15 protein-coding genes and 1 pseudogene are annotated in these 23,287 nt (G+C 61.2%); 11 read left to right on the forward strand and 5 right to left on the reverse strand.

Features of this window, described 5'->3' with window-relative positions; translation table 11 throughout:
- Positions 1–113 precede the first annotated feature (113 nt).
- Positions 114–956, forward strand: a complete 843-nt coding sequence (xdhC, locus tag ACI77H_RS04615) for a xanthine dehydrogenase accessory protein XdhC (protein WP_407010588.1) — start codon at positions 114–116, stop codon at positions 954–956.
- Between the two features lie 8 nt (positions 957–964).
- Complete coding sequence (guaD, locus tag ACI77H_RS04620; RefSeq protein ID WP_150631657.1) at positions 965–2,269, forward strand: guanine deaminase; 1,305 nt, start codon at positions 965–967, stop codon at positions 2,267–2,269.
- Positions 2,270–2,444: 175 nt separating this feature from the next.
- Here guaD and ACI77H_RS04625 read toward each other — a convergent pair whose 3' ends face one another.
- Entirely contained in the window at positions 2,445–3,209 is a 765-nt protein-coding gene (locus tag ACI77H_RS04625; protein ID WP_150631658.1) for a GntR family transcriptional regulator, read from the reverse strand.
- A gap of 343 nt (positions 3,210–3,552) precedes the next feature.
- On the opposite strand from ACI77H_RS04625, the gene ACI77H_RS04630 reads away from it, so the two are divergent.
- The gene (locus tag ACI77H_RS04630) at positions 3,553–4,743 is read left to right on the forward strand and encodes a benzoate/H(+) symporter BenE family transporter (protein ID WP_407010589.1); all 1,191 of its coding nucleotides are present in this window, start codon (positions 3,553–3,555) and stop codon (positions 4,741–4,743) included.
- Positions 4,744–4,788: 45 nt separating this feature from the next.
- Here ACI77H_RS04630 and ACI77H_RS04635 read toward each other — a convergent pair whose 3' ends face one another.
- Positions 4,789–5,133 carry a YggL family protein gene (locus ACI77H_RS04635; protein ID WP_150634698.1) on the reverse strand — a complete coding sequence of 115 codons (345 nt, stop codon included), beginning with the start codon at positions 5,131–5,133 and terminating at the stop codon, positions 4,789–4,791.
- A gap of 233 nt (positions 5,134–5,366) precedes the next feature.
- Here ACI77H_RS04635 and dacB point away from each other — a divergent pair, with 233 nt between their 5' ends.
- Positions 5,367–6,827 carry a D-alanyl-D-alanine carboxypeptidase/D-alanyl-D-alanine-endopeptidase gene (gene dacB / locus ACI77H_RS04640; protein WP_407010590.1) on the forward strand — a complete coding sequence of 487 codons (1,461 nt, stop codon included), beginning with the start codon at positions 5,367–5,369 and terminating at the stop codon, positions 6,825–6,827.
- Between the two features lie 125 nt (positions 6,828–6,952).
- Here dacB and ACI77H_RS04645 read toward each other — a convergent pair whose 3' ends face one another.
- Both ACI77H_RS04645 and rlmKL read right to left on the reverse strand, forming a co-directional pair.
- Positions 6,953–9,343 carry a diguanylate cyclase gene (locus ACI77H_RS04645; protein WP_407010591.1) on the reverse strand — a complete coding sequence of 797 codons (2,391 nt, stop codon included), beginning with the start codon at positions 9,341–9,343 and terminating at the stop codon, positions 6,953–6,955.
- 143 nt (positions 9,344–9,486) lie between these two features.
- Positions 9,487–11,757: a bifunctional 23S rRNA (guanine(2069)-N(7))-methyltransferase RlmK/23S rRNA (guanine(2445)-N(2))-methyltransferase RlmL gene (gene rlmKL, locus ACI77H_RS04650; RefSeq protein ID WP_407010592.1), complete on the reverse strand. Its 2,271-nt coding sequence runs from the start codon at positions 11,755–11,757 to the stop codon at positions 9,487–9,489.
- A 530-nt stretch (positions 11,758–12,287) separates the two neighbouring features.
- On the opposite strand from rlmKL, the gene rmf reads away from it, so the two are divergent.
- Positions 12,288–12,503 carry a ribosome modulation factor gene (rmf, locus tag ACI77H_RS04655; RefSeq protein WP_003223300.1) on the forward strand — a complete coding sequence of 72 codons (216 nt, stop codon included), beginning with the start codon at positions 12,288–12,290 and terminating at the stop codon, positions 12,501–12,503.
- Between the two features lie 286 nt (positions 12,504–12,789).
- On the opposite strand, the gene ACI77H_RS04660 is transcribed toward rmf, so the two are convergent.
- Positions 12,790–13,809 carry a quinone-dependent dihydroorotate dehydrogenase gene (locus ACI77H_RS04660; protein ID WP_407010593.1) on the reverse strand — a complete coding sequence of 340 codons (1,020 nt, stop codon included), beginning with the start codon at positions 13,807–13,809 and terminating at the stop codon, positions 12,790–12,792.
- A 229-nt stretch (positions 13,810–14,038) separates the two neighbouring features.
- On the opposite strand from ACI77H_RS04660, the gene ACI77H_RS04665 reads away from it, so the two are divergent.
- From ACI77H_RS04665 to ACI77H_RS04690, 6 genes and pseudogenes are all read left to right on the forward strand, one after another.
- Positions 14,039–15,250 carry a CmpA/NrtA family ABC transporter substrate-binding protein gene (locus tag ACI77H_RS04665; protein ID WP_407010594.1) on the forward strand — a complete coding sequence of 404 codons (1,212 nt, stop codon included), beginning with the start codon at positions 14,039–14,041 and terminating at the stop codon, positions 15,248–15,250.
- A 15-nt stretch (positions 15,251–15,265) separates the two neighbouring features.
- Positions 15,266–15,841, forward strand: a complete 576-nt coding sequence (locus tag ACI77H_RS04670) for an ANTAR domain-containing response regulator (RefSeq protein WP_008027390.1) — start codon at positions 15,266–15,268, stop codon at positions 15,839–15,841.
- A gap of 336 nt (positions 15,842–16,177) precedes the next feature.
- Positions 16,178–17,389 carry a nitrate/nitrite transporter gene (locus ACI77H_RS04675; RefSeq protein WP_407010595.1) on the forward strand — a complete coding sequence of 404 codons (1,212 nt, stop codon included), beginning with the start codon at positions 16,178–16,180 and terminating at the stop codon, positions 17,387–17,389.
- A gap of 7 nt (positions 17,390–17,396) precedes the next feature.
- Entirely contained in the window at positions 17,397–19,064 is a 1,668-nt protein-coding gene (locus tag ACI77H_RS04680; RefSeq protein WP_407010596.1) for a protein kinase domain-containing protein, read from the forward strand.
- 283 nt (positions 19,065–19,347) lie between these two features.
- Positions 19,348–20,547: pseudogene (locus ACI77H_RS04685) on the forward strand (NAD(P)/FAD-dependent oxidoreductase); the annotation flags it as partial.
- 20 nt (positions 20,548–20,567) lie between these two features.
- The gene (locus tag ACI77H_RS04690; protein ID WP_407010597.1) at positions 20,568–23,285 is read left to right on the forward strand and encodes a molybdopterin-dependent oxidoreductase; all 2,718 of its coding nucleotides are present in this window, start codon (positions 20,568–20,570) and stop codon (positions 23,283–23,285) included.
- Positions 23,286–23,287 lie beyond the last annotated feature (2 nt).

Below are 23,287 nucleotides of genomic sequence, written 5' to 3' on the forward strand. Positions count from 1 at the left end.
AGCTCCCACAGTGTTTTGTGGTGTCCACAGAATTTGGATTCAACACCCATCCTGTGGGAGCTGGCTTGCCAGCGATGAGGCCTGGATAGACAACACAGATGTCGAGGTGAAACATGTACAACTGGATCGACGCCCTCGCCGACCTGCAAAACCGGGGTGAACCCTGCGTGTTGGTGACCATCATCGAAGAGCTCGGTTCGACGCCGCGCAATGCCGGTTCGAAGATGGTCATCAGTGCCACCCAGGCGTTCGACACCATCGGTGGCGGGCATCTGGAATACAAAGCCATGCAGATCGGCCGCGAGATGCTCGCCAGCGGCAAGCAGGACACCCATCTGGAGCGTTTCAGCCTCGGTGCCAGCCTCGGCCAGTGCTGTGGCGGCGTGACGGTGTTGCTGTTCGAACCGATGGGCCAGGTCCAGGCGCAGATCGCCGTGTTCGGTGCCGGCCACGTCGGTCGCGCGTTGGTGCCGCTGCTCGCCAGCCTGCCCTGCCGGGTGCGCTGGATCGATTCGCGGGAAGATGAATTTCCCGAACAGATCCCCCACGGCGTACGCAAGATCGTCGCCGAAGAGCCGGTGGATGAAATCGACGACCTGCCCGTGGGCAGTTACTGCATCGTCATGACCCACAATCACCAACTCGACCTCGAACTCACCGCCGCGATCCTCAAGCGCAACGACTTCGCCTACTTCGGCCTGATCGGCTCGAAGACCAAACGCGTGAAGTTCGAACATCGCCTGCGCGACCGAGGTTTTGACAGCAGCGTGCTGCAACGCATGCGCTGCCCGATGGGTATCGGCGAAGTCAAAGGCAAGTTGCCTGTGGAAATCGCCATTTCCATCGCCGGCGAAATCATCGCCACCTATAACGCGAATTTCGGCCAGCACTCTGCCAGCGCCGGATCGATTGCCAAACTGCTGCCCGCTTCACGCCGCAGCCAAGCCTCTAATTGAGAACACCCATGCCTCTGACTCGCAAAGCCTACCGCGCCGCCATCCTGCATAGCATCGCCGACCCTGCCATCGTTGGCATCGAAGCCTCGTACGAGTATTTCGAGGACGGCTTGCTGGTGGTCGATAACGGCCAGATCAGTGCCCTCGGCCACGCCAGCGAATTGCTGCCGACCCTGCCCGCCGATATCGAGATCACTCATTACCAGGACGCGCTGATCACTCCAGGCTTCATCGACACCCACATCCACCTGCCGCAAACCGGCATGGTCGGTGCCTACGGCGAGCAGTTGCTGGACTGGCTCAACACTTATACGTTCCCGTGCGAAAGCCAGTTCGCCGACAAGGCTCACGCCGACGAAGTCGCGGACATTTTCATCAAGGAACTGCTGCGCAACGGCACCACCACCGCGCTGGTGTTCGGCAGCGTCCATCCGCAATCGGTGAACTCGTTCTTCGAAGCCGCCGAACAGCTGGACCTGCGGATGATCGCCGGCAAGGTGATGATGGACCGCAACGCGCCGGACTACCTGACCGACACCGCCGAATCCAGCTACGTCGAAAGCAAGGCGTTGATCGAACGCTGGCACGGCAAAGGTCGCTTGCACTACGCCGTCACTCCGCGCTTCGCACCCACCAGCACCCCGGAACAACTGACCCTCGCCGGCCAGTTGCTGAGCGAATATCCGGACCTGTACATGCAGACCCACATCAGCGAAAACCTCAAGGAAGTCGAGTGGGTCAAGGAACTGTTCCCGGAGCGCAAGGGCTACCTCGACGTCTACGATCACTACCAGTTGCTGGGCGAGCGCTCGGTGTTCGCCCACGGCGTGCACCTGTGTGACGACGAATGTGCGCGACTGGCCGAGACCGGTTCGGCGATTGCGTTCTGCCCGACTTCGAACTTCTTCCTTGGCAGCGGTTTGTTCAATCTGCCGATGGCCGAGAAGCACAAGCTGAATGTCGGTCTGGGCACGGACGTGGGGGGCGGCACCAGTTTCTCGCTGCTGCAAACGTTGAACGAGGCGTACAAGGTCATGCAGTTGCAAGGTGCGCGGTTGAGCCCGTTCAAATCGCTGTACCTGGCGACGCTGGGCGGTGCACGTGCGTTGCGTCTGGAAGACAAGATCGGCACGCTGCTGCCGGGCACCGATGCCGACTTCCTGGTGCTGGATTACAACGCTACGCCGCTGCTGAGTTATCGCTTGAAGCAGGCGAACAACATTGCCGAGACGTTGTTTGTGTTGATGACGCTGGGGGATGACCGGACTGTTCTGCAGACGTATGCGGCAGGGAATCAGGTGCATCAGCGCTAATTCTTTCAGGCATAAAAAATCCCCCAGCGCTTTTCAGCCTGGGGGATTTTTATTGCCTGTCAGATTGCTATCGCTGGCAAGCCAGCTCCCACAGGATTTGGTGTATCGCGGATCTGGTGAACCCCACAAAACATTGTGGGAGCTGGCTTGCCAGCGATGGGGACGACACAGTGCTTCAGATTTTCGCCGACGAACGCCCTGGCTTCTTGGTCTGCAACAAATGCGAGAACACCGCATGCAAATCATCCGACGCGCTTTCTTCGTCGAGGTTGAGCTTGCTGTCGATGTGATCCATGTGATGCATCATCAGGTTCACCGCCAACTCACCGTTGCGCGCTTCGATGGCGTCGATCAGTTGGGTGTGCTCGTCGTAGGAACAGTGCGAGCGGTTGCCGCTTTCATACTGGGCGATGATCAACGAAGTCTGGGACACAAGGCTGCGCTGGAAGCTGATCAGCGGGGCATTCTTCGCCGCTTCGGCGAGTTTCAGGTGGAATTCGCCCGACAGACGGATACCGGCACCGCGATCGCCACGGGAGAAGCTGTCGCGTTCGTCGTTGACCATCTGGCGCAGTTCGGCGATCTGCTCGGCGGTAGCGTGCTGCACCGCCAGTTCAGTGATCGCGCGCTCGACCAGGCGCCGGGCGAGGAACACCTGGCGCGCTTCCTCGACACTCGGGCTGGCAACCACGGCACCACGATTGGGCCGCAGCAGCACGACACCTTCATGGGCCAGGCGCGACAGCGCACGGCGAATGATGGTGCGGCTGACCCCGAAAATTTCCCCCAGCGCTTCTTCGCTCAATTTGGTGCCGGGCGCCAGGCGTTGTTCGAGGATGGCCTCGAAGATATGCGCGTAGACAATATCGTCCTGGGTCCCGCTGCGGCCGGCTTTGCCTGCTCGCGGTTGTTTCTTGAGGGGTTGCAACTGTTCGTTCATGGGCACTCGAGTCGGGAGAACTGCGGCGAATTGACCGTGACTGTAATACGGCACAGTGGGTCGCTGGCAAGTATCGCGTAAAAAACACCGCGATTGTACACAATGGATGGTGGCAACACGACTGTACGGCTGTTTGTCGCCTCTGCTGTATTGCAACGATTGCTTACGTTTGAGTTTAGGCTTGATCACAGAATCCGCAGCGCGATCTCCCCTAGGAGCCGGCTTGCCGGCAATGGTGTGTCAGTTGACGTAAAGGCATCTGACCCGGCATCGCCGGCAAGCCGGCTCCTACCAGGGATTACGTGGCTCGGGTATTTTCGTACGTATAAGGAACACCGCTGTCATGAACGACGCCACGCACACGCAGCTCCGCCCGTTGGCGGACACGTCTCCTTCCGCCATCGTTGCCGGGTTCATCGCGATGATGACCGGCTACACCAGCTCCCTGGTGCTGATGTTCCAGGCCGGGCAAGCGGCAGGCCTGACCAGCGGGCAGATTTCTTCGTGGATCTGGGCGATCTCTATTGGCATGGCGGTGTGCTCGATCGGCCTGTCCCTGCGTTATCGCACACCGATCACCATCGCCTGGTCGACACCCGGCGCGGCGTTGCTGATCACCAGCCTGGGCGGTGTGAGCTACGGCGAAGCCATTGGCGCCTACGTGACCTGCGCGGTGCTGGTCACTGTGTGTGGCTTGACCGGCAGCTTCGAACGCTTGGTGAAGAAGATTCCAGCGTCATTGGCCGCCGCGTTGCTGGCCGGGATTCTGTTCAAGATCGGCAGCGAAATCTTCGTCGCCGCCCAACATCGCACCGCGCTGGTGCTGGGGATGTTTTTCACCTATCTGCTGGTCAAACGCCTGTCGCCACGCTACGCCGTACTCGCCGCGCTGCTGATCGGTACAGCGCTGTCAGGGTTGATGGGGCTGCTGGATTTCAGCGCGTTTCACCTGGAGGTGGCGACGCCGGTCTGGACCACACCGCACTTCTCCCTGGCGGCGACCATCAGCATCGGCATCCCGCTGTTCGTGGTGGCGATGACCTCGCAGAACATGCCAGGCATTGCGGTGCTGCGCGCCGACGGTTACACGGTGCCTGCCTCGCCGCTGATCACCACGACAGGCATCGCTTCGCTACTGTTGGCGCCGTTCGGTTCCCACGGGATCAACCTGGCCGCCATCAGCGCGGCGATTTGCACCGGACCGCATGCCCACGAAGATCGTAACAAGCGTTACACGGCCGCCGTGTGGTGCGGGATTTTCTACGGGGTTGCCGGGGTGTTCGGCGCGACGCTGGCGGCGCTGTTTGCCGCACTGCCGAAAGAATTGGTGCTGTCGATTGCGGCGCTGGCGTTGTTCGGCTCGATCATCAATGGCTTGAGCATTGCAATGACCGAAGTGAAGGAACGCGAAGCAGCGCTGATCACCTTTATGGTCACGGCGTCGGGGCTGACGCTGTTTTCCATTGGCTCGGCGTTCTGGGGGATTGTGGCGGGGGTGTTGACACTGGTCATTCTGAATTGGCGAAAGGCCTGAAGACATAAAAAAACGGCGACCCTTGGGTCGCCGTTTTTCATGCCATCAAGCGACCGGATTGATCGGCTTTTCCGGGTACCAGACGTCCAGCAGCGGGCTGACGGTAACTTCAGTCAGTTCGCTGCGGCCTTTGAGCCAGGCTTCAACAGCAGCACGCTGCTCTTCGGACACCGAGCCACGTTTCTGCAGGCAAACCAGACCGAAGTCGTCGCCGCCAACATAGCCAAGACCGTTGGCTTCCATGGCTTCTTTCAGAAACGCGTCGAGGAAAGCATCAATGGCTTCATCAGCCAAATCTTCTTTGAAATCCAGGTTCAGCTCGAAACCCAGCTCTTGAAATTCATCGACGCACAGTTTTTTGCGCAGACGCTGGGAACGGTTAGTCGCCATTGGAACAATCCTCATAAGTAATAACGGGCGGCACTTTAGCAGTTTAAGCGGCCAATTGCCCGATTCTCTGGGTGCAACAAGTTACCGTCAGTAAAAAAATAGCGGATTAGGTGACTCGGGCACGGCACAAGTCGCTACACCTTGGGGCATAATGCCGACACTTTCATGACCACTGAGGGAAATTATCTTCATGCCCTCGTCTTTTTCCCCTCGGCTGTAGGGTTTTATTTCAGATGATCAAATCTTTGCGTCCACTGTTGCTGGCCAGTCTTCTCCTCCCCCTGGCCCTCCCCGTTTCTGCCGCCACCATCAACACCGGCCTGTCGCCCAACGTCGAAAAAGCCCTCAAGGCCAGCAAACTGCAGGACAACGCCTTGTCGCTGGTGATGATCCCGCTCAACGGTCCCGGCACCCCGACCATTTTCAACGCTGACGTCTCGGTCAACCCGGCCTCGACCATGAAACTCGTCACCACTTACGCCGCGCTGGAAATGCTCGGCCCTAACCACCAGTGGAAAACCGAGTTCTACACCGACGGCACCCTCAGCGGCGGCATCCTCAACGGTAACCTCTACCTCAAGGGTGGCGGCGATCCGAAGCTGAACATGGAAAAACTCTGGTTGCTGATGCGCGACCTGCGGGCCAACGGCGTGACACAAGTCACCGGCGACCTGGTGCTGGATCGCAATTTCTTCGTGCAACCGCAACTGCCGGAGTTCAACGATGATGGCAATGACGAGAACAAACCGTTCCTGGTCAAACCCGATTCGCTGCTGGTCAACCTCAAGGCCCTGCGCTTCGTCGCACGCAACGACAACGGCCGGGTGCTGATCTCGGTAGAGCCGCCGATTGCCAGCATCCGCATCGAAAACCTGGTCAAGGCCGTCAACTCCAAGCAGTGCGCCGGTGGCGTGCGTTACAACCCGGTGACCCAGGCCGATGGCAGCGTCACCGTGACCGTGGGCGGGCAGTTGGGCGAAGGCTGCAGCTCGCAGACTTACCTGTCGCTGCTCGACCACGCGACATACACCGCCGGTGCCGTGCGGGCGATCTGGAAGGAACTGGGCGGCAGCATTCAGGGCAAGGATGTTCTGGCACCTACGCCGAAAGACGCCAAGGTCCTGGCTCGCGCCTTCTCGCCGGACCTGGCGGAAATCATCCGCGACATCAACAAATACAGTAACAACACCATGGCGCAGCAGCTGTTCCTGAGCCTGGGCCAGAAATTCCGCACCGACGCCGACGCCGACGATGCCAAGGCAGCCCAGCGCGTGGTGCGTCAGTGGCTGGCGAAGAAAGGCATTACCGCGCCACACCTGGTGATGGAAAACGGCTCCGGCCTGTCCCGCGCAGAACGCGTGAGCGCCCGTGAAATGGCGGCGATGCTGCAAGCCGCGTGGCGCAGCCCGTACGCAGCCGAGTTCATCAGTTCGATGCCGATTGCCGGCACCGACGGCACTATGCGTAAACGCCTGAAGACCACCGCGATGCGCGGTGAAGCCCACGTCAAGACCGGCACCCTGAACACCGTGCGCGCGATCTCCGGCTTCAGCCGCGACGTCAATGGCAACACCTGGGCGGTGGTGGCGATTCTTAACGACAAGGCACCGTTCGGCGCGTCGTCGGTGCTGGATCAGGTGCTGCTGGACCTGTATCGCCAACCGAAACTGCCTGACACGGCTTCGGTTCTCTAAGGCACCGCAGATCCAATGCATGAGCCAGCTTGCTCGCGATGACGGCGGCACATCCAACACAGATGTGACTGAAAGACCGCTATCGCGAGCAAGCTTGCTCCTACAGGTCTGGCGTACAGACCACGTTAATTCATCTCGCCTTGAACCCGGTCACGCCCCGCCTGTTTCGCCGCATACACCCCCGAGTCCGCCCGCAGCAACAGCGCATCCGCGCCCTCGTCAACGCGCCAACTGGCGATGCCGAAACTCGCAGTGACAATACCGATGTCATCGATCGGGGAACTGCGCAAGCCCTGCCAAAGCTCCAGTGCCAGCACATAGGCTTGTTCGCTGTCGATGTCCGGGCAGAGCACCATGAACTCTTCACCGCCCAAGCGACAGAACACATCCGTGCGGCGCAGGCGATGGCCGATGCGCTCGCACACAGCCTGCAACACCCGATCGCCCACAGCGTGGCCGTGCTGGTCATTGATGCGTTTGAAATGGTCGATGTCGAGCATGATCACCGACAACTCGCCGCCGCCGCGCTCGACACGGGCCATCTCGGTGGTCAGACGCTCCTGGAAGTAGCGACGATTGTGGATACCGGTCAGCGAATCGGTGATCGACAGCGCGCGCAGCTCTTCTTCGACGCGCTTGAGATCGGAGATGTCCGAGATGTAGCCATGCCAGAGTACGCCGCCACCTGGCTGTTCCTCCGGGGTTGCTTCACCACGGACCCAGCGCAGCCCCCGTGTCGGCAGCTGCACGCGATACTCCTCGCGCCACGGGCTGAGCGTGTCCGCCGACGCCCGGATCGAGGCGCGGACCCTCGTGGTGTCCTGAGGGTGGATCCGGGTGAAAATCGCTTCGGCGTTAAGCAGCAAGACATCCGGTTCGAGTTCGTAGATCTCGCGGATGCCATCGCTGGCGTAGATCACACTGAAGCGTCCGTCGAACTCCATCTTGAACTGATAAATCCCGCCGGGCACATGGGCGCTGAGTTTCTTCAAGAGCAAATCCCGTGCGGCGAGCGCCTCGTGCACGCGCTTGCGTTCGGTGACGTCGATGCAGATCGCCAGGTGCCCGACCCACAAACCTTGCTCGTCGAGCACCGGGGTCGCCAGCATGTTCACCGTTAATTGGCTGCCGTCCCCACGGACCAGCGTCCACTCCCGCGCCTCGTGACCGCCCTCCTCGCCGCCCTCGACCAACATCGCCTGGCAGGTCGGAATCGTTTTGCCATAACGTGCACTCAACTCCGCCGAACGCGCGGCAAGTTCCCGGGGCAGGTGCAGGTTTTCCAGGGTCATGTGCCCGACCACTTCCACGCTTGAATAGCCGAGCATCTGCTCCGCCCCGGCGTTGAACGTGCTGATGACACCGCGCAGGTCTGTAGCGATGATTGCCACCTGGGTCGCGGCATTCAACACGCCACGCAACTGACCGTGGGTGCCTCGCAGTTCCTGCTCACGGGCACGCAGTTCCTGAGTCCGCTGCTCGACCATTTTCAGCGCGCGTTGCCGCTGACTGACCAGCACATAAAGCAGCGAGCTGAGCAGCAGACTGAGCAAACCACCCAGTACCACCAGGCTGCCTACCGAGGAGTGGTTGGCTTGCAGGAAGGCCTCGCTGGGCTGGATGTCGACCTGGTAGTCATGGTCAGCCAGCCGCAGCAGCCGGGTCGCCGACAACTCACTGGCGGCAGGACCGTTAGAGGATTCGTAGAGCACTTCGTGCTGGTCCTCGGTGGACAAGTCGAGGATACGCACCGACAGATAATCACGGCCCGCTTCCGGCAAGCCATCGGCCAGCAACTGACGCATGCTGATCACCGCCATCACATAACCGTAGGGTTTGGACGCCGGACTGTCGCGGGATATGACCGGCGCGACCAGCAGCACGCCCCGCGCATAGGCCGGCTCGATGCTGACCAGATGCATCGGCTGCGACACCGCCATCTGGCCATGCTGGTCCGCCCGGTCCAGGGTGGCACGGCGCAGGGGCTGCGCCGCCAGGTCGTAACCCAACGGTGAGCCGAGCTTGCTTTGGGTCTGGCTGTACAGCACCACAACATACTCATCGCGCTCCGCCGCCAATTGCAGCTGACCGTCGGCATTGAGCTCACGAATGCTGAAATCGGATAAACCCTCTTCACGCACCCGACGCTCAAACTCTGCCCGCTCGGCACGGCTGACCCGCAGAGCAAACGAATAGGCCTGAGTCCGGTGCAGCAAAGGTTGGGTGTAGCCGTCGAATTCCTCGCGGGCAACCGCATCGGAATTGGCAAAGAACCGGCGCAGCCCATCGAGGCGCTGCTCCTGATCTTCGAAACGTTCTTCGATACGGCTGTAACGTTCACTGGCCAGCAGTTGGAAACGTTGCCGCAATTGTTGGTGGAACAGATTCAGGGTCGACCAGGCGAGCAACCCGGTGAGAATCCCGCCGGCGACCAATACCAGTAGCGCGACCAGCCAGGCCGAGACGTCTTCACTGATAAAACCCAGGATCTTTGGGCGCACGGCGTGCAACGACATAGAGGCAACTCAAAATGCCAGGTGCCGGAAAAGCCCATTGGCCATGTGTTGAGTTATAGCTATTAGCCATCAATTTGACCAGCACTGAAAGAAGCCAAGAGCCTTTAAAAATCAAGGCTCTGTGGATCCAATGCGAAAAAATGTCAACGCGCAGTGATTTTCCAGGCTCGGTGGATCTTGCCGTTGCGGGCGAAATCCGGATCGATGGTCTGGGTCGTGATCTCCTCGACCGCGTAACGCTCGGTGAGGTTTTCCTCGAGCTCGAACTTGCGGAAGTTGTTGGAGAAATACAACACGCCACCCGGCGCCAGTCGCGCCATGGCCAGGTCGATCAATTGCACCTGATCTCGCTGCACGTCGAAGATCCCTTCCATGCGCTTGGAGTTGGAGAAGGTCGGCGGGTCGATGAAGATCAGGTCGAACTCGTCACGGCAGGCGTCGAGCCAGACCATCACATCGCCCTGCTCCAGACGGTTCTTGTCGGAGAAACCGTTCAGCGACAGGTTGCGTCGCGCCCAGTCGAGGTAGGTTTTCGACAAGTCGACGCTGGTGGTGCTGCGCGCGCCGCCCTTGGCCGCGTGAACGCTGGCCGTCGCGGTGTAGCAATACAGGTTGAGGAAGCGCTTGCCGGCCGCCTCTTTCTGGATGCGCATACGCATTGGGCGGTGGTCGAGGAACAGCCCGGTGTCGAGGTAGTCGGTGAGGTTGACCAGAAGCTTCACGCCGCCTTCGTTGACCTCAACGAACTTGCCTTGCGCCGCCTGACGTTCGTACTGCTTGGTGCCGCTCTGACGCTCACGACGTTTGACCACCACGCGGCTCTTGTCGATGTTCAATGCCTGCGGAATCGCTGCCAAGGCGTCGAACATGCGCGCCGAGGCTTTTTCCGGGTCGATGGATTTCGGCGCGGCGTACTCCTGGACGTGGACCCAATCCTGATACAAGTCGATGGCCATCGAGTATTCCGGCATGTCGGCATCGTAGACGCGGTAGCAGTCGATGCCTTCACGCTTGACCCACTTGCCCAGCGCCTTGAGGTTCTTTTGCAGACGGTTGGCAAACATCTGCCCGCCTTCGCTCAAGCGCGGTTGCTCGATCACCGGAGCGGGTGCCGCAGCCGGTTTGATCGGGTTACCGTTTTTATTGTACTGGCGTTCCTGCGGCGCATTCGGCGCCTGATCGTATTCCGCCTGTTCGCGCTCGACTTGACGCTGCTCCGGGGTGCGGCGCTCGCCAGTGACGAACTGGTCCGGCGTGACCTTGATCAGCAGCAGTTTGCACGGCAATGCGCCGTTCCAGAACGAATACTGTTTGTGGCTGCGGATGCCCATGCGCTTGCCCAGATCCGGCGCGCCGGTGAACACCGCCGCTTCCCAGTTCAGGCAAGCCTGACGCAGACGTTCGCCGAGGTTCTGGTAGAGATAGAGCAGGCTCGCCTCGTCGCCCAGACGCTCGCCGTACGGTGGGTTGCAGATGACCAGGCCTTTCTGGTTCTGGTCCGGACGCGGTTCGAAGGTAGCGACTTCGCCCTGGTAGATCTTGATCCACTCGCTCAGGCCGGCACGCTCGACGTTGTTGCGGCCCGGTTGAATCAGGCGCGGGTCGGCTTCGTAGCCACGAATCCACAGCGGTGGCTTGGCCAGGCCGGCGGCAGCGCGCTCGCTGGCTTCTTCGTGCAGCTTTTTCCACAGCGCCGGCACGTGGCCAAGCCAGGCGGTGAAGCCCCATTGCTCGCGACGCAGGTTGGGCGCCATATCGGCGGCGATCATCGCGGCTTCGACGAGGAACGTACCAACACCGCACATCGGGTCAGCCAGTGCGCCGCCGTCGGCCGCAATGCGCGGCCAGCCGGAACGGATCAGGATGGCGGCCGCGAGGTTTTCCTTCAGCGGCGCCGCACCTTGCTGCAGGCGATAGCCGCGCTGGTGCAGGCTGTGGCCGGAGAGGTCGAGGGACAGAATGGCTTCGCCACGGTCCAGGCGCAGGTGAATGCGCAGGTCCGGGTTGAGTTTGTCGATGGACGGACGGTCGCCTTGCGGGGTGCGCAGTTTATCGACGATGGCGTCTTTGACTTTCAAGGCACCGAAGTGGGTGTTGTCGATACCCGAGCCGTGGCCGCTGAACTCGACGGCCAGGGTGCCGTCGTTGAGCATGTGGTCTTGCCACTCGATATCGAGCACGCCGTGATACAGGTCTTCGGCGTCCTTCATCGGGAAACGCTTGAGCACCAGCAGCACCCGGTTCGCCAGGCGCGACCACAGGCACAGGCGATAAGCGGTTTCCATGGTCGCCATGCCGCGCACGGCCGAGGTGTGCTCACGCGCTTCTTCAAGGCCAAGCCCGACGGCTTCCTCGATGAGCAGGCCTTCGAGGCCTTTTGGGCAAGTGAGGAAGATTTCGAATTGATCGGACATTGGAATTTCAGAGCCTTTGGCTAAGTGAACCGGCAACGCATTGCCGGCCCGGTTTTCAATCAGGCGCTTTTCTAAAGAGCGCCCGCGTGGCACGAAGGTGTGCCGTCCCACCCGTGCTGCTCAGGTTAGAAGAGCTTAGATGCACGGGCAGATAAAAAAGTTGATGCAACAAAATGTCATAACTCGACCCTTCGTCGAATAATGCCCGGGACCAACGCGAGGCATTCTCACTAAAGGATTAACCCCATCATCCTGCGGGGGGCCGATCATACAGGGCTTTGGCCAATAAACACGGGACAAACATCGTGTTACTTATGGCCATACCATCTTTATCGTTACGTCCTTATGACAAAACGATCATTCCCTCGATGTGACGCATTGGTTAGAACTCAACACAGGTTGGCGCCACAACGGACGTCAACACCTTGGCTCGCCACGCCGGCAGCGAGCCCCCCAACGGCAGACATTTCTGCCAGACCTCGATTGAGGTCAACGCGATACATACAGTCAACAAGTGAGGGCAACACCCTATGAGAAGACTTAAGCGTGATCCGTTGGAAAGAGCATTTTTGCGCGGATATCAATATGGCGTTGGTGGCAAATCCCGTGAGCTTTGCCCATTTACTCTACCGTCGGTACGCCAAGCCTGGATTAACGGCTGGCGAGAAGGACGCGGCGACAACTGGGACGGTATGACCGGCACTGCGGGAATCCATAGACTCAACGAACTTCACGCCGTCGGCTAACACAGGGCACACACTCCGACACGACAACCTGATTACGTAACGACTTAACACGCACGCCCCATCCGGGCGGCGGGCTCCGGCCCAGGGGCTCCTTCGAGGAGCCCTTTTTTATGCCCGCTCTTTGGCCAGACACGATCCCCTGTAGGAGCCAGCTTGCTGGCGATGGCGATTTCAAGGATGCCATCGCCGGCAAGCCGGCTCCTACAAAGTGACCCAATGCCGCGATGGCGATCTCGAGGCTGCCATCACCAGCAAACGGAACGCCGCCCGGCCGCGCTTAAAGGGCTTAGCGCAGAGCGGCGATGGCGTCGACGGACTCGCGAATCAGCGCAGGACCTTTGTAGATGAAGCCGGAATAGAGCTGCACCAAGCTCGCCCCCGCAGCGATTTTCTCAGCTGCGTGCTTGCCTTCGGTAATGCCGCCCACGGCGATGATCGGCAAGCGGCCGGCCAATTCTGCCGCCAGCACCTTCACGGTGTGGGTGCTCTTGTCACGAACCGGTGCGCCGGACAGACCGCCCGCCTCGTCACCGAACTCCATGCCTTCGACGCCGACGCGGCTCAGGGTGGTGTTGGTGGCGATCACCGCGTCCATCCCGGTTTCGATCAGCGCTAGCGCGACTTGCGCGGTTTCTTCGTCGGTCATGTCCGGCGCGATCTTGATCGCCAGCGGCACGTGCTTGCCATGGCGCAGCGCCAGCTCGGCACGACGAGTCGCCAGATCCGCCAGCAATTGCTTGAGCGAATCCCCGAATTGCAGGCTGCGCAGGCCCGGGGTGTTTGGCGAACTGACGTTGACCGTCACGTAGCTGGCATGGGCGTAGACCTTGTCCAGGCAAATCAGGTAGTCGTCGACCGCGCGCTCGACCGGAGTATCGAAGTTCTTGCCGATGTTGATGCCCAGCACGCCCTTGTACTTGGCCGCCGCCACACGCGCCAGCAAGTGATCGACACCCAGGTTGTTGAAGCCCATGCGGTTGATGATCGCCTCGGCTTCCGGCAGACGGAAGATCCGTGGCTTCGGGTTGCCCGGCTGAGGACGCGGGGTGATGGTGCCGATTTCGACGAATCCAAAACCCAACTGGGCAAAACCGTCGATGGCCGCGCCGTTCTTGTCCAGACCGGCCGCCAGACCCACCGGGTTCGGGAAGTCCAGGCCCATGACGCTCACCGGCATTTTTGCCGGAGCCTTGCACAGCAAGCCGTTGAGGCCCAAACGCCCGCCCGCGCCGATCAGGTCCAGGGACAGATCGTGGGAGGTTTCCGGGGAAAGTTTGAACAACAGCTGACGGGCCAGGGTGTACATGGGCGGCTTTGACTCGAATGGCGGCGAAATGAGGCGGCGATTATAGCCGGGCATCGGGGTCGCAAGCGAGGCGCGCAACAAAATCAGCGAGCGATGGCATATGCCTTGCACCGACACAGGCATCAGCACTCATGCCAACGGCGGGATGAGTGGAAGGACAATGGCGTCGTCACCCGGTTTTGCTTGCGCGAGGACCTGGGACGACGCTTTTTTTGGAAGGTGTTTTGTCATGAATGAAACCACAACGGGCCCGCTGGCCTGGGTCAACGGCAGCGATGCCCCGGAAAAGACCGACATCAACCTCGGCTTCATGGCCCTGAGCGATTGCGCCTCGGTGGTGGTCGCCGCCACTCAGGGCTTTGCCCAGCCTTACGGCCTGACCTTGAACCTCAAGCGCCAGTCTTCCTGGGCCAGCCTGCGGGACAAACTGGTCAGCGGCGAACTCGATGTCGCCCACAGCCTGTACGGTTTGATCTATGCCGTGCACTTGGGCATCGGTGGCGTCGCGCCGACCGACATGGCGGTGCTCATGGGCCTGAACCAGAACGGTCAGAGCATCAACCTTTCCCACGGCTTGCAAGCCTTGGGCGTGACCGCTCCTGAAGCACTGGATCGACACGTGCACCAAACTCGCCCAAAACTCACCTTCGCCCAGACATTTCCGACCGGTACCCACGCCATGTGGCTGTATTACTGGCTAGCCAGCCAGGGCATTCATCCCCTGCACGACGTCGACAGTGTGGTGGTGCCGCCGCCGCAAATGGTCGCGCACCTGCAAGCCGGGCGGATCGACGGTTTCTGCGTCGGTGAACCCTGGTCCGCCAGCGCCGTGAAACACAATCTCGGCTTTACGATGGCAACGACCCAGACGATCTGGCCCGATCATCCGGAGAAAGTCCTCGGCTGCACCCGCGCGTTCGTCGAGCAGTACCCCAACACCGCTCGGGCACTGGTGATGGCCATTCTGGAGGCCAGCCGATTCATCGAAGCAAGCGTCGAGAATCGCCGCAGTACCGCCCAGTTGCTGAGCGCCCCCGAATACCTGGACACGCCGCTCGACTGCATCGAACCGCGTCTGCTCGGCGACTACGCCGATGGCCTCGGCAACCGCTGGCAAGACCCGCACGCGCTGCGCTTCCATGGCGCTGGCGAGGCCAACCGGCCTTACCTGTCCGATGGCATGTGGTTCATGACCCAGTTCCGCCGCTGGGGTTTGCTGCGCGACGACCCGGACTACCTCGCGGTGGCCCGTCAGGTTCAGCAACTAGACGTGTATCGAGAGGCCGCCAGCGCGGTCGGCGTTGCCTCTTCAGGCAAGGAAATGCGCAGCAGCCAGTTGATCGACGGCAAAATCTGGGACGGCTCGGACCCGGCCGGATATGTCCGCAGTTTCAAACTGCACGCCATGAGCGACAGCTCGTCCCGATTCGCCAGCCGCTGACAGGAGACTGCGAACATGTTGCGTATCCTGCTGATCAACGACACCGCGAAGAAAGTCGGCCGCTTGAAAGCCGCCCTGACCGAAGCCGGATTCGAGGTCATCGACGAATCCGGCCTGACCATCGACCTGCCCGCACGCGTCGAAACGGTGCGTCCGGACGTGATCCTGATCGATACCGAGTCACCGAGCCGCGATGTGATGGAGCAAGTGGTGCTGGTGAGTCGCGACCAGCCACGGCCGATTGTGATGTTCACCGACGAACATGACCCCGACGTGATGCGCCAGGCGATCAAGTCCGGAGTCAGCGCCTACATCGTCGAAGGCATTCACGCACAACGCTTGCAGCCGATTCTCGACGTCGCCATGGCGCGCTTCGAAAGCGACCAGGCCCTGCGCGCACAACTGCACGCCCGCGATCAGCAACTGGCCGAGCGCAAGCGCATCGAGCTGGCCAAGGGGCTGCTGATGAAGATGAAGGACTGCAACGAAGAAGAGGCCTACACGCTGATGCGGCGCCAGGCCATGAGCCGGCAGCAGAAACTGATTCAGGTGGCGGAGCAGATCATCGCGATGAGTGAGTTGCTCGGCTGAGATCTTGTGGTGCCTTTGAGGGCCCAATCGCGGGCAAGCCCGCTCCCACAGGTTTTGTGAACTCCAGCAATCCTGTGTGTGCGGGCTTGCCCGCGATGGCCACGACTCGGTTCCACGCTGTTGGCACAAATCTCGCTATGTAATCCACACAGGTAACCAACGGCGGTTGCCCCACCTACGACAAAGACGTCGCTCACCTCATTTGCCCATGGCAAATCCGGTGGCGGCGTTTTTTTGTTTTGGCCCCACAGACCGGGGCCGGTGGTGCGGCCGTTGCGGCGCCCCACCCGCAAGCTCATGACTCCTTCTCGAGACGACTCACAGCTGAGGTGCGCGATGAATTCAAGCTTCTGGAAATCCGGCCATACCCCGACCCTGTTCGCGGCCTTCCTTTATTTCGACCTGAGTTTCATGGTCTGGTACCTGCTCGGCCCACTGGCGGTGCAAATCGCCGCCGACCTGCACCTGACCACCCAACAACGCGGACTGGTGGTGGCCACGCCGATTCTGGCCGGGGCCGTACTGCGCTTTATCATGGGCATGCTGGCGGATCGCCTGTCGCCTAAAACCGCCGGCATCATCGGCCAGGTGATCGTCATCTGCGCACTGTTCGTTGCCTGGAAGCACGGCATCCACAGTTACGAGCAGGCGCTGCTGCTGGGTCTGTTCCTCGGCATGGCGGGCGCGTCATTCGCCGTGGCGCTGCCGCTGGCGTCGCAGTGGTATCCGCCACAACATCAGGGCAAGGCCATGGGCATCGCCGGGGCCGGTAATTCGGGCACTGTGCTTGCCGCGCTGATCGCTCCGGTGCTGGCCGCCGCGTTTGGCTGGAGCAACGTGTTCGGCTTCGCCCTGATCCCGCTGATCCTGACCATCATCGTCTTCGCCTGGCTGGCCAAAAGCGCGCCTGAGCGGCCGAAAGCCAAGTCGGTGTCCGACTACTTCAAGGCCCTGGGCGACCGCGACAGTTGGTGGTTCATGTTTTTCTACAGCGTGACCTTTGGCGGCTTTATCGGCCTGGCCAGCGCCCTGCCCGGCTACTTCAACGACCAATACGGCCTGAGCCCAGTGACCGCCGGTTACTACACCGCGGCCTGCGTGTTTGGCGGCAGTTTGATGCGCCCTCTGGGCGGTGCGCTGGCCGACCGCTTCGGCGGGATTCGCACGTTGCTGGCGATGTACACAGTGGCGGCGATCTGCATTGCAGCAGTGGGTTTCAACTTGCCAAGTTCCTACGCGGCGCTGGCACTTTTCGTCTGCACCATGCTCGGCCTTGGTGCGGGTAACGGCGCGGTTTTCCAATTGGTTCCGCAACGTTTTCGGCGTGAGATCGGTGTGATGACCGGTTTGATCGGCATGGCCGGCGGCATCGGCGGCTTCGCCCTCGCGGCAGGCATGGGCGCGATCAAGCAAAGCACCGGCAGTTATCAACTGGCCCTGTGGTTGTTCGCCAGCCTCGGCGTCCTCGCCTGGTTCGGTTTGCACGGCGTGAAACGTCGCTGGAGAACCACTTGGGGTTCGGCTGCCGTCACCGCTGCGCGGGTGTGAGGGCTGAATGAGCCTGCAACTGAGTTTTGCCGAAGCCAGCGCTATCGGTCCGCGCGAGGAAAATCAGGACGCCTTGCGCCTGGTGACACCGGCCCCGGCGCTGGCGGCGAGCAAGGGTTACCTGTTCGCCATCGCCGACGGCGTCAGCCAGTGCGCCGATGGCGGCCTCGCAGCGCGTTCAACCTTGCAGGCGCTGGCGCTGGACTACTACGCCACCCCGCAAACCTGGGGTGTCGCCCAAGCGCTTGATCGCTTGCTACTGGCACAAAATCGCTGGTTGCAGGCTAATGGCGGCGGGCAACCGCTGCTGACCACTGTCAGTGCCTTGGTTATGCGCGGCAGGCGTTTTACCCTGGCGCATGTCGGTGACTGTAGGGTTTATCGCTGGCACGCCGATCAATTGCAGCGGGTTACTGAGGATCACGTTTGGGATCAGCCGGGCATGCAGCATGTGCTCAAACGGGCGCTTGGCCTCGACCAGCATCTGGTCCTGGATTTCCTCGATGGCGAACTGCGGCTGAATGAGCATTTCGTTCTGCTCAGCGATGGTATCTGGGCGGTGCTGGGCGACACCGCCATTGCGGCAATTCTGCGCGATCAACCGGACCTGCGCAGCGCCGCGCAAACCCTGGTGAATGCGGCGCATCTGGCGGGCAGTCAGGACAATGCCAGCGCGCTGCTGGTGCGGGTCGACGCCCTGGGTGAAACCAGCATCGGTGATGCGCTGATTCATGTGCAGCAATGGCCACTGCCGCCTGCGCTGAAACCGGGCCAGACGTTTGAGGGTTGGCACGTCGATGGGATACTCGGGCAAAGTCAGCAGTCGTTGCTCTATCGGGTGCGCGACGCTCAGCAGCAACCCTGGCTGCTGAAAACCCTGCCCAACGCGTTGCGCGATGATCACCTGGCCGGGCAGGCATTGCTGTCGGAGGAGTGGTTTCTCAAGCGCGTGGCCGGTCGGTATTTCCCTGAGGTCCATGCCGCCACGCAGCGTCAGCATTTGTACTACGTGATGCGTGAATATTCCGGTTCGACCCTGGCGCAACTGGCGGAACGACCCGCCACCCTGGCGCTCGCCCAATGGCAGGATCTGGCTGAACGCCTGCTGCGAGCGGTCGGCATGTTGCATCGAAGGCAGATTCTTCATCGCGACATCAAACCGGAGAATCTGCTGCTGGGAGACGATGGCGAGCTGCGGCTGCTGGATTTCGGCCTCGCCTACTGCCCAGGCCTGTCTGAAGATCAGGCATCGACCCTGCCCGGAACCCCCAGTTACATTGCGCCGGAAGCCTTTCGTGGTGACAAACCCAGCCCGCAACAGGATCTGTATGCGGCCGGCGTGACCTTGTATTTCCTGCTGACCGGGCACTATCCCTACGGCGAAATCGAAGCGTTCCAGCGTCCAAGGTTTGGGCTGCCGGTCAGTGCCAGTCGCTACCGCCCGGACCTGCCCGAGTGGATCGCACAAAGCCTGGCACGCGCGGTGGCGGCAGATCCGGCCGAGCGATTTGAAACCGCGGAAGAATGGTTATTGGTGCTGGAACAGGGTGAACGACGCAGTTTGAGCGTGCGGCCCAGACCTTTGCTGGAGCGCGAGCCGTTGAAGGTCTGGCGGACGTTGGCGCTGGTGTCGCTACTGATGAATCTGGTGTTGCTGTTTCTGGCGCTCCATTAGTGGGCAAGGCGCTTTGATTCGGTGCAATAGCCACGCTTGGTCACTCAACCAACGCCAGTAAAACCGGGCAATGGACAACTTGGCACAACCACTGCATTACCTCTCTCAACAGACATAAAGCCCAGCCTTCAACGACGAAGGATGCGCTTCCCGAGAGAACGGGACCAGGACAAAGGCGTCCTCGCTAGGCAACTAGCGGGACGCCTTTTTTTGTTTGCGCAAAATTTGTCGAGCACGACCTGAACGCCCTGTCGAGGCGGGTCCGAGCTCCCCGGAGAACCTGATGAAAAAGCTAAAACTGGTGATGATCGGCAACGGCATGGCCGGGGTTCGCACCCTCGAAGAGCTGCTCAAGCTGAGCAACGAGCTGTACGACATCACGGTCTTCGGTGCCGAACCCCACACCAACTACAACCGCATCCTGCTGTCGCCCGTATTGGCCGGCGAGCAAACCTTCGAAGAGATCGCGCTCAACGACCTGGACTGGTACCTGGACAACAACATCAAGTTGCTGCTCAACCGCCGAGTCGTGGAGATCGACCGGGTCAAACGAAGAGTGATCGCCGACGACGGCACCGTGGCCAACTACGACCGCCTGCTGATTGCCACCGGCTCGACCCCGTTCATCCTGCCGATCCCGGGCAACACACTGCACGGCGTGATCGGCTACCGCGACATCGCCGACACCCAAGCCATGATCAGCACCGCCAAGACCCACAAGCACGCGGTGGTCATCGGCGGCGGCCTGCTCGGCCTGGAAGCGGCCAACGGCCTGATGCTGCGCGGCATGCACGTCACCGTGGTGCACAACGGCGAATGGTTGCTGGAGCGGCAACTGGACAACATCAGCGCCCGGTTGCTGCAAACCGCGCTTGAGGACCGTGGCCTGCACTTTCGTCTGCGTGAGCAAACCCAGGCTCTGCACGATGCCGGCAATGGCCGGGTCGGCTCGGTCGAGTTCAAGAACGGCGACTTGATCCCGGCCGACCTGGTGGTGATGGCCGCCGGCATCCGCCCCGCGACCGAACTCGCGGAACGCTCCGGGCTCCCGTGCAACCGCGGGATTCTGGTCAACGACACCCTGCAAACCTACGACCCACGTGTATATGCCATCGGCGAATGCGCCAGCCATCGCGGCATCGCCTATGGCCTGGTGGCGCCGCTGTTCGAACAAGCCAAGGTCTGCGCCAACCATCTCGCCCGGCTTGGCTTCGCCAGCTACAAAGGCTCGGTAACCTCGACCAAATTGAAAGTCACCGGCATTGACCTGTTCTCCGCCGGCGATTTCATGGGCGGCGAAGGCACCGAAACCATCACCCTCTGCGACCCGATCGGCGGGATCTACAAAAAACTGGTGATCAAGGACGACGTGCTGGTCGGGGCCTGCCTGTACGGCGACACGGCAGATGGCGGCTGGTATTTCCGGCAGATTCGTGAGAGCCAGAATATTGATGAAATCCGCGATCACCTGATGTTCGGTGAAGCCCTGCGGGAAGCCAGCTGATGAACCGCCAGATCACCGCCTCCACCTGTTGCTACTGCGGGGTTGGCTGCGGCGTGCTGATCGAGCATGACGGCGAGCGCATCCTCGGCGTCAGCGGCGATCCGGCCCACCCCGCCAACTTCGGCAAACTGTGCAGCAAGGGTTCGACCCTGCACCTGACCGGCGACCTCGCGGCCCGAGCGCTGTATCCGGAACTACGCCTGGGCAAAAATCTGGCCCGCAGCCGCACCGACTGGGACACCGCCCTCGATCACGCCGCCAGCGTGTTCGCCGACACCATCGCCGAGCATGGCCCGGACAGCGTGGCGTTTTACATCTCCGGGCAGTTGCTGACCGAGGACTACTACAGTTTCAACAAACTGGCGCGAGCGTTGGTGGGCACCAACAACATCGACAGCAATTCGCGCCTGTGCATGTCATCGGCAGTGGTCGGCTACAAGCGCAGCCTAGGTGCCGATGCACCGCCATGCAGCTACGAAGACCTTGAGTCAAGCGACTGCGTGATGATCGTCGGCAGCAACATGGCCTATGCCCATCCGGTCCTTTTTCGTCGCCTGGAAGAGGCCAAATCCCGCCGGCCACAGATGAAAGTCATCGTCATCGACCCACGTCGTACGGATACCTGCGACTTGGCTGACCTGCATCTGGCGATTCTTCCGGGCACCGATGTCGCTTTGTTCCATGGGATCTTGTACCTGTTGCTGTGGGAAGACTGGATCGACCGCGACTTCATCAAGGCCCACACCGAAGGCCTGGCCGAACTGAAAACCCTGGTGCGCGATTACACGCCACCCATGGTCGCGCAGTTGTGCGGAATCAGCCTTGAGCAACTGCAACAATGCGCCGAGTGGGTGGGCACCTCGCCGAGCTTTCTGTCGCTGTGGTGCATGGGCCTGAACCAGTCCACTGCCGGCAGTGCGAAAAACAGTGCACTGATCAACTTGCACCTGGCTACCGGGCAAATCGGCCGTCCCGGTGCAGGACCTTTCTCCCTGACCGGTCAGCCGAATGCCATGGGCGGTCGCGAAACCGGCAGCCTGTCGAACCTGCTACCGGGCCATCGCGAAGCGGCCAATGCCGAGCATCGAGCGGAAGTGGCAGCCTACTGGGGCGTTGACCAGTTGCCTGAAAGTACCGGGTTCAGCGCTATCGAGCTGTTTGAGCAGGTTCGTAGCGGAACCATCAAAGCCCTGTGGATCGCCTGCACCAACCCCGCGCAATCGATGCCGGACCAGAGCGCCGTGCGCGCGGCACTGCAAGCCTGCCCGTTCGTGGTCTTGCAGGAAGCCTTTCGCACCACCGAAACCGCCGCATTCGCCGACCTGTTGCTGCCTGCCGCCAGTTGGGGTGAAAAAGACGGCACGGTGACCAACTCCGAACGGCGGATTTCCCACGTCCGCCAGGCGATTGTCTCCCCCGGCGAAACGCGAGCCGACTGGGCAATTACGGTGGATTTCGCACAGCGCCTGGAAAAATATCTGCGTCCCGGGCAGCCCAGTCTGTTTGCGTTTGACACCCCGGCGCAGGTCTTCGATGAGTACAAACTACTGACGCGCGACCGAGATCTGGACCTGTCCGGCATCAGTCACGAGCTGATTGATCGTCTCGGTCCACAGCAATGGCCGTTTCCTGCGGGCGCCCGTGAAGGCACGGCCCGACTGTATCGGGACGGAATTTTCCCGACCGCCAGCGGACGAGCCCGATTCGTGGCCGATCCATACCTTGCCGCCAAGGAACAACGCGATGGGCAATTCCCGCTGACCCTGATCACCGGCCGCCTGCGCGATCAGTGGCACGGCATGAGCCGCACCGGCACTGCCGCGCAGTTGTTCGGTCATGTCAGCGAAGCCGTGCTGAGCCTGCACCCGGATGAACTGCATCGTCACGGACTGCAAGCGGGTGAGTTGGTCAGTTTGAAAAGCCGTCGCGGCGCGGTGATTGTCGCCGTCGGCGGCGACGACAGTGTGCGTCCGGGCCAGGCGTTTCTACCCATGCACTGGGGCGACCGGTTCCTGAAGGGCGGGGTCAATGTGCTCACCCAACCGGCGTTCGATCCGTTGTCGAAACAACCGGAACTCAAACACAGCGGTGTACGAATCGACCCCGTGCATTTGCCCTGGAACCTTTTCGTCCTGATTGAGGGCGATGTTCAACAGCACTTTGAGACGCTACGACCGCTCTGTGAGGAGTTTTCCTACGTCAGCCTCAGCTTGGCTGGTCGTGAACGCCCTGCGCTGCTCATACGCGCTGCCAGCGCCACGGCGCCAGATCCGCAACTGTTGTGCGATATCGACCGCTGCCTGGGGCTCAATGAAGGTCAAGTCCTGGCTTACGACGACCCAGGGCGCTCCATTGGCAAACGGGTACGCATCGAGCATGGCCGGATCACCGCGATTCGCCTCGCCGGCGAAACGCTCGCGCAACACTGGCTGCAAGACCTTTGGCGGGAAGGTCATGCCGACGAACAACTGCGACGCTGGCTGCTTGCGCCGCTGAGTGCGCCACCGGGCAATGCCAGCACCTCGGTTGCCGGCACTAAAACCCTGTGTAACTGCAAAAACGTCAGCCAAGGCGCGGTCTGTGCGGGGATCCGTCGAGGCCTGGATTTGCAGGGGTTGAAACAGGAGTTGGGCTGCGGCACGCAATGCGGCTCGTGCGTCCCGGAAATCAAGCGTTTGCTCGCCGCCACGGCGCAGCCGATCGCCGTCATCTCGTGAGG

The organism is Pseudomonas sp. O230 (genome assembly GCF_045447035.1).
In the GTDB taxonomy this organism is placed as follows: Bacteria; Pseudomonadota; Gammaproteobacteria; order Pseudomonadales; family Pseudomonadaceae; genus Aquipseudomonas.

Excerpts from the sequence above, each read along its gene's own strand:
- xdhC (WP_407010588.1), top strand. The coding sequence starts at position 114 with ATGTACAACTGGATCGACGCCCTCGCCGACCTGCAAAACCGGGGTGAA.
- guaD (WP_150631657.1), top strand. The coding sequence starts at position 965 with ATGCCTCTGACTCGCAAAGCCTACCGCGCCGCCATCCTGCATAGCATC.
- ACI77H_RS04625 (WP_150631658.1), bottom strand. The coding sequence starts at position 3,209 with ATGAACGAACAGTTGCAACCCCTCAAGAAACAACCGCGAGCAGGCAAA.
- ACI77H_RS04630 (WP_407010589.1), top strand. The coding sequence starts at position 3,553 with ATGAACGACGCCACGCACACGCAGCTCCGCCCGTTGGCGGACACGTCT.
- ACI77H_RS04635 (WP_150634698.1), bottom strand. The coding sequence starts at position 5,133 with ATGGCGACTAACCGTTCCCAGCGTCTGCGCAAAAAACTGTGCGTCGAT.
- dacB (WP_407010590.1), top strand. The coding sequence starts at position 5,367 with ATGATCAAATCTTTGCGTCCACTGTTGCTGGCCAGTCTTCTCCTCCCC.
- ACI77H_RS04645 (WP_407010591.1), bottom strand. The coding sequence starts at position 9,343 with ATGTCGTTGCACGCCGTGCGCCCAAAGATCCTGGGTTTTATCAGTGAA.
- rlmKL (WP_407010592.1), bottom strand. The coding sequence starts at position 11,757 with ATGTCCGATCAATTCGAAATCTTCCTCACTTGCCCAAAAGGCCTCGAA.
- rmf (WP_003223300.1), top strand. The coding sequence starts at position 12,288 with ATGAGAAGACTTAAGCGTGATCCGTTGGAAAGAGCATTTTTGCGCGGA.
- ACI77H_RS04660 (WP_407010593.1), bottom strand. The coding sequence starts at position 13,809 with ATGTACACCCTGGCCCGTCAGCTGTTGTTCAAACTTTCCCCGGAAACC.
- ACI77H_RS04665 (WP_407010594.1), top strand. The coding sequence starts at position 14,039 with ATGAATGAAACCACAACGGGCCCGCTGGCCTGGGTCAACGGCAGCGAT.
- ACI77H_RS04670 (WP_008027390.1), top strand. The coding sequence starts at position 15,266 with ATGTTGCGTATCCTGCTGATCAACGACACCGCGAAGAAAGTCGGCCGC.
- ACI77H_RS04675 (WP_407010595.1), top strand. The coding sequence starts at position 16,178 with ATGAATTCAAGCTTCTGGAAATCCGGCCATACCCCGACCCTGTTCGCG.
- ACI77H_RS04680 (WP_407010596.1), top strand. The coding sequence starts at position 17,397 with ATGAGCCTGCAACTGAGTTTTGCCGAAGCCAGCGCTATCGGTCCGCGC.
- ACI77H_RS04690 (WP_407010597.1), top strand. The coding sequence starts at position 20,568 with ATGAACCGCCAGATCACCGCCTCCACCTGTTGCTACTGCGGGGTTGGC.